This window comes from Rhodococcus sp. LB1 (assembly GCF_001583455.1).
Taxonomy (GTDB): domain Bacteria; phylum Actinomycetota; class Actinomycetes; order Mycobacteriales; family Mycobacteriaceae; genus Rhodococcus_F; species Rhodococcus_F opacus.
This window is the reverse complement of record NZ_LTCZ01000309.1, coordinates 1-5,943: the sequence shown is the minus strand read 5'-3', so window position 1 is coordinate 5,943 and position 5,943 is coordinate 1. Positions and strand designations below refer to the sequence as shown.

5 protein-coding genes are annotated in these 5,943 nt (G+C 68.3%); 2 read left to right on the top strand and 3 right to left on the bottom strand.

Going from position 1 to position 5,943, the window contains the following annotated elements:
• Positions 1-17: 17 nt before the first annotated feature.
• The 3 genes from AZG88_RS32060 to AZG88_RS32050 are packed head-to-tail and all read right to left on the bottom strand — an operon-like array spanning position 18 to position 3,100.
• Complete coding sequence (locus AZG88_RS32060) at positions 18-686, bottom strand: response regulator (RefSeq protein ID WP_061700155.1); 669 nt, start codon at positions 684-686, stop codon at positions 18-20.
• Positions 679-1,881, bottom strand: a complete 1,203-nt coding sequence (macS, locus tag AZG88_RS32055; protein ID WP_025431964.1) for a MacS family sensor histidine kinase — start codon at positions 1,879-1,881, stop codon at positions 679-681. Before macS ends, AZG88_RS32060 begins: the two co-directional genes overlap by 8 nt.
• Entirely contained in the window at positions 1,865-3,100 is a 1,236-nt protein-coding gene (locus AZG88_RS32050) for an AI-2E family transporter (protein ID WP_061700154.1), read from the bottom strand. Before AZG88_RS32050 ends, macS begins: the two co-directional genes overlap by 17 nt.
• Positions 3,101-3,287: 187 nt before the next feature.
• On the opposite strand from AZG88_RS32050, the gene AZG88_RS32045 reads away from it, so the two are divergent.
• Positions 3,288-4,745 (top strand): adenylate/guanylate cyclase domain-containing protein, encoded by a 1,458-nt coding sequence (locus tag AZG88_RS32045; protein WP_005258596.1) that lies wholly within the window; start codon positions 3,288-3,290, stop codon positions 4,743-4,745.
• Between the two features lie 28 nt (positions 4,746-4,773).
• Positions 4,774-5,907: a lysylphosphatidylglycerol synthase transmembrane domain-containing protein gene (locus tag AZG88_RS32040; RefSeq protein WP_005243767.1), complete on the top strand. Its 1,134-nt coding sequence runs from the start codon at positions 4,774-4,776 to the stop codon at positions 5,905-5,907.
• Positions 5,908-5,943: the final 36 nt, after the last annotated feature.

The window sequence follows — 5,943 nt, the reverse complement described above, 5'->3', positions numbered from 1 at the left end:
TTAATAAGTACTCACGGCTACTCGAGGCCCTGCTCGATGGCGTACCTGGTCAGCTCGACGCGGTTGGCCAGCTGCAGCTTGCGGAGGGTGGCCTGGACGTGGTTCTCGACGGTGCGGTGACTCAGCGACAGTTTGGTGGCGATCTGCTTGGCGCTGAGCCCTTTCGCGACGAACCGCAGGACCTCGGTCTCCCGTTCCGTGAGCTTGGGGACGGCGGGACCCTCCTCGGCGGCGGGCGCACTCGACATCCGGCGGTACTCCCCCAGCACGAGACCGGCGAGTCCCGGTGTGAACACTGCCTGCCCCGCCGCGGTGGCCCGCACCGCGTCCAGCAGCTCCGCCACGGATGCGCTCTTCACGAGGTACCCGGACGCACCGGCCTTGACGGCGTCGAGGACGTCGTCACGCTCGGACGACGCGGACAGCACCAGCACCCGGCTGTCCGGCGACACCTCGAGGACGGCGGCGGTGGCCGCGGCACCGTTTCCGTCGGGCAGTTGCATGTCCATGAGCACGACGCCGGGACGGGTCGCCGCGGCCCGACGTCCCGCGGCGGCGACGCCGTCGGCCGTGGCGACCACGGTGAACCCGGCGCCTTCGAGGTCGCGGGCCACCGCGTCCCGCCACATCGGGTGGTCGTCGACGACCATCACGGTGATCTGTTCGCCGGTCTCCGTGTCATCCATGCGTTTCGTCTCCCTTCGGCACGCGGATCTCCCATTCGGTGCCCTGACCGGGTTCGGTGTCGAGTTCGGCGGTACCGCCGAGCGCGCCGACGCGGCCCAGAATGGATTTCGATACTCCCATGCGACCTTCGGCCTCCGCTTCAGCCAACCGTCCCGGGGCGATTCCGCTGCCGTCGTCGCGGACACTGACGATCACCTCGTCGCCCAGATCCTCCAGCAGCACGTACGCCCGGGCGCCGGTCCCCGCGTGCAATGCGACGTTGGACAGTGCCGTGTCGACGATCGCGACGAGTTCCGTCGCCCGGCCGCGCTCGATCGTCACCGGATCCGCCGGGGTCGACACGGACACGGTGGTGCTCGCCCGCGTGCCCAGCAGCAGTCGCAGATCAATCGCGCTCCCACCCAGATCCGACGCCACGCCCGCGCCCTGCTCGGAGATGAGCATGCGCAGGGCCACCTCCTGCTCGCCGGCGAGATCCGCGAGTTCGGCTGCGGGTCCCCCGATCTCGTTGCCGCGGCGGCGGACGAGCGCGAGCACCTGCAGGACGCCGTCGTGCACCTCGCGGGCGAGTCGTTCCCGTTCCTCGGTGGCGGCGGCCAACCGCACCGCCTGCTCCAGTTGGGCCTGCGCACGCCTCGCGGTGGTGGTGGCGAGCCCGAGCGCCAGCCCCACCGACACCAGCACCGGCGCCGTCGCGTCCCGCCACAGGTCGAAGTTGACCTGGTCGCGCACCACCGCGCTCACCGTCGCCATCAGCACACCGGACGCCATCCCGAGCCACGGCCCGCCGAAGACGGCTGCGGAGATCACCGCGTTGGTGACCCACAGCGTCGTCGGCAGCGTCTGATGGTGGCTGTACCAATCATGATCGGAGACAAGGCGGGTCGACGCCATCAGCGCGATGACGATCAGCTGGTCGGCGATCACCACCTGGTAGCGCGGGACCTTCCCGTGGGACAGCAGGACCGCTGAGAGTCCCGACCACACCGCCATCAGGGCGACGAGGAACCAGCTCAGCCGCTGATGGGTGTAGTACTGCACCGACACGATCTGGTAGCTGATCGCGTACACCAGCGTGACGAGGCGGAACGCCTGCGCCGCCCGCCACAGCGGTGCGTCCGGCTGGGTGTCGAGCTCGGTCGTGGCCCGCGGGCGGTAGTGCAGTCGGGTGCGGTGCTCATTCCGGTCGGTCATGGGTCTGCGCAGTGTCGTCGAAGTGCGGGTCGCTGGGGTGCGGCGGGTGCGGGCCGTCGGCCTCGGCCGGATAGAGCGGGACTGCCGGGTCGTCCACCTCGAGTGCGTCGTAGGTGGCGTCGGGATCCGCGGACATGAGCGAGCGCACCGCCGTGTTCAGCAGCGCGACGATCGGCACCGCCAGGAGGCCGCCGACGATCCCCGCGAGCACGATGCCGGTGGTGATGGCCAGCACCACTGCGAGCGGATGCAACCGGACCGCGCGGCCGAGCAGCAGGGGTTGCAGCACGTGGGCCTCGAGTTGCATCACCCCGATGATGATGCCGAGCACGATCAGCGCGGTGAGAAATCCCTTGGTGACGAGGGCAACCAGCACAGCGAGGAACCCGGTGAGGAACGCACCGACGATCGGGATGAACGCACCGATGAACACGAGCGACGCCAGCGGCAGGGCGAGCGGAACCCCCAGAATCGCCAGTCCCGCGCCAATTCCGATGGCGTCCGCGGCGGCCACCGCCACCGTGGCCCGGACGTACCCGATCAGCGAGCCGAACCCCTGACTCCCCGCCAGCCGGACCCGCCGCCGTGACGCGGTGGGGACGAGGCGGGTGACGAACTCCCAGATCTGAGATCCGCCGTAGAGGAAGAAGATGAGGGTGAACAGCGTCAGCAGGGCGCCGGTGAAGATCTCGCCGACGACAGTGGCGGTGGTCAGTGCCCCACTCGTCAGCTGCTGGCGGTTGTCCTGGATGGACTTCACCACCGAGTCGCCGGCCTGCCGGATCTGATCCTCGCTGAAGTGCAACGGGCCGTCCGTGAGCCACCCCTGAATCTGTGTGACGCTCGCCTCGAACTGTTCTGTCAGGCCGGGAAGACCTTCGATGAACTGCTCGACGACGAACGTCATGATCCCGGCGACGATGCCGATCGAACCGATGAGGACGACCAGGACGGCAGCCGACCGCGGCACGCCCTTGCCCTGCAACCAGTCGACGAGCGGCACCAGCAGCGCCGACGAGAGCAGCGCCAGACCCACCGGAATGAGGACCGTGTCGAGCCTGGTCACGATGTAGCCGAGGGTCAGCAGGCCCGCGAAGATGACGAGGAGCCGCCACGTCCATTCGGCCGCCATCCGCACCACCGGGTGCACGGACGCCGAGGGGTGACCCCCGCCCTGTGTTACCGCGGCAGTGTCCGAGCGTTGCTCGTTCGCGTTCACGTGCGGAGCGTATCGAGGTTCGGACAGTGCCGGGCGATTCGCGTGGGAAACACGCGCGCACGGCACGCATATGCGCCCTTTAGGGGACGTGTCCTACGCCACCCGGTACACCCCCGCTAAATTGAACGGCGTGCGGAAATCCTATAGAGCGATCGCGGCGACGGTCCGCAGCAGATGGCCGCTCTATATGGTGTCGATGCTCCTCGCCAATTTCATCGGCGCCATCCTCGTTTTCGCGTTCGTGCGTTACGGCGTGCCGATCCCCGAATCGCAGGAAATCATCGCCGACCGGGTCCGCAACGTCGCGATCTTCGGTGGCTATCTCGCGTTCGCCGCCGTGGTGAGTCTCACGGCCGCGGCGATGATGCTGAGGTCGGTCGTCCGCTGGCAGTTGCGTGGGGGTCCGCCGACGCGCAGCGAGCAGATGTCGGCGCTGCACGCACCGCTGCGACAGGCGATCGTGCACCTGGTGCTGTGGATCCTCGGCGGAATCATCTTCGTGCTGCTCACCATCACCGAGATGCCGGAACTCGCCGTCGCGGTGATCGTCACCGTCTGCATGGCCGCGACCACGACGTTCGGTTTCACGTACATGCTCGGCGAACGCATCCTGCGTCCCGTGGCCGCCCGCGCGCTCAGCGAGGGAGAGTTCGACCGGACCATGGCACCCGGCGTCGGCACCAGGATGGCCATGACGTGGGGGCTCGGAACGCTGATGCCCGTCATCGGCATCATCCTGCTGTGCGTGACGCAGATAACCACCGACCTGGTGTTCTCCCCGAACGCGCTCGCGTGGGCGATCATGCTGCTGTCGATCATCGCGATCGCGCAGGCGTTCGCGCTGTCGATGCTGACGGCCAGCCAGATCTCCGACCCGATCAAACAGCTGCGGCGGGCCATCGAACGCGTCCAGCGCGGTGCCACCGACGTCCGCGTCGAGGTGTTCGACGGCAGCGAGATCGGGCGACTGCAGGTCGGGTTCAACCGCATGATGCGCGAATCGGACGAACGGCGGCTGCTGCGCGAACTGTTCGGTCAGCACGTCGGTGAGGACGTCGCGCGGCGGGCACTGCAGTTCGGTACCGAACTCGGCGGGGAGACGAGGTTCGTCGCGGTGCTGTTCGTCGACATGGTCGGTTCCACCGGCGCCGCCGCGGAGCGTCCCCCGGGCGAGGTCGTGAACCTGCTCAACGAGTTCTTCCGCGTCGTCGTCGACGTGATCGACCGGCACCACGGCTTCGTCAACAAGTTCATGGGTGACGCGGCTCTCGCGATCTTCGGCGCCCCGCTCGACCGCCCCGACGCACCGACGGCGGCGCTGGCGGCGGCCCGGGAGCTGCGGTTCGCGTTGAACGAGATCACCGGCCTCGACGTCGGTATCGGCGTCTCCGCAGGCCTCGCCGTCGCCGGCAACATCGGCGCCGCCGAACGCTTCGAATACACGGTGATCGGCGACCCCGTCAACGAGGCGTCGCGGCTCACCGAACTCGCCAAGCTCCACCCCAGCCGTGTGCTGGCCTCGACGAGCGCCTTGTATTTCGCGGACGACGACGAGCAGGCGCACTGGGAACTCGGCGAGCAGGTCCAGTTGCGGGGGCGTCGCCGCAATACCCATCTGGCTTGGCCGGAGGACTATCCGGAGTAATCCGCTACCCGTTGGTTACGCTGGCCAGGTGGCCCAGCCTCGATCCGACCCGCCCACTGCCGAGCCTCCTCGGCAGCGAAGCCGATACTGGTGGATCAAATGGCTACTCGGCGCCGGCCTCCTGGCCTTGCTGACCGTCGAGGGCATCTACCTGTGGCCCACGCTCAGCGACTCGTGGAAAGCGCTCACCGAGATCCACTGGGGGTGGGTCGCGGCATGTATCGCAGCCCAGGCCGTCTCCCTGAGCGGGTACGGCGCGGTCCAGCAGCGGTTGCTGCAGGCGGGCGGTGTCGTCGTCAGCCAGCTGAAGTCGGTGTCGGTGATCTACGCGAGCACCGCGATGGCCGTGAGCCTGCCGGCCGGTCAGGTGTTCTCCACCGCCTTCACCTACAAGCAGACCCGCAAGTGGGGTGCCACCCCGATCGTCGCGTCCTGGCAGCTGGCGATCTCCGGAGTGATCGCCGCGGGCAGCCTCGCGCTGCTCGGCGCCGCAGGCGCGTTCGCGGTGGGCACCAAGGTGAGTCCGGTCACGCTGGCGCTGTCTCTGGTGGCCGCGTTCGGCCTGTTCTACGGACTGCGATACATCTCACGTAACCCCGACTCGATCGAGTCGATCGGACACTGGGTCCTGACCCGGTACAACAAGTTCCGCAAGAATCCCCCCGAGACCGGCGTCGAACGGTGGAAGGAGATCCTGAGCCAGCTCGATTCGGTCGAGCTGAGCCGCAAGGATTCCGTCATCACGTTCGGGTGGTCGGCGGTGCACCGGCTCGCCGACGTCGCGTGCCTCGGTTTCGCGTGCTGGGCGGTGGGCGCGGAACCGTCGTTCGCGGGTCTGCTCATCGCGTTCGCCGCGGCCAAGGCCGTGGGCAGCATTCCGCTGGCACCGGGCGGGCTGGGGTTCGTCGACGGCACCCTGATCGCCACGCTGACGGCGGCGGGGGCCACCGCCTCGCAGGCCCTGGCGGCCGTGTTCGTCTACCGCGTCGTCAGCTACATCCTCGTCGCGCTCGTCGGCTGGGTGGTCTTCCTCATCCTGTTCCGGCACAACCAGCACGAAGACCTGGAGATGGATCTCGAGTTCGAGCGCCGGGAGCAGTCTTCCCCGACCACCAAGCGCACGCAGCACACCGGGGACCCCGAGCCCGACTCCCAGCCGTGAGTACTTGTCAACCGCCGGGGGGCTGTTGCGGAATTG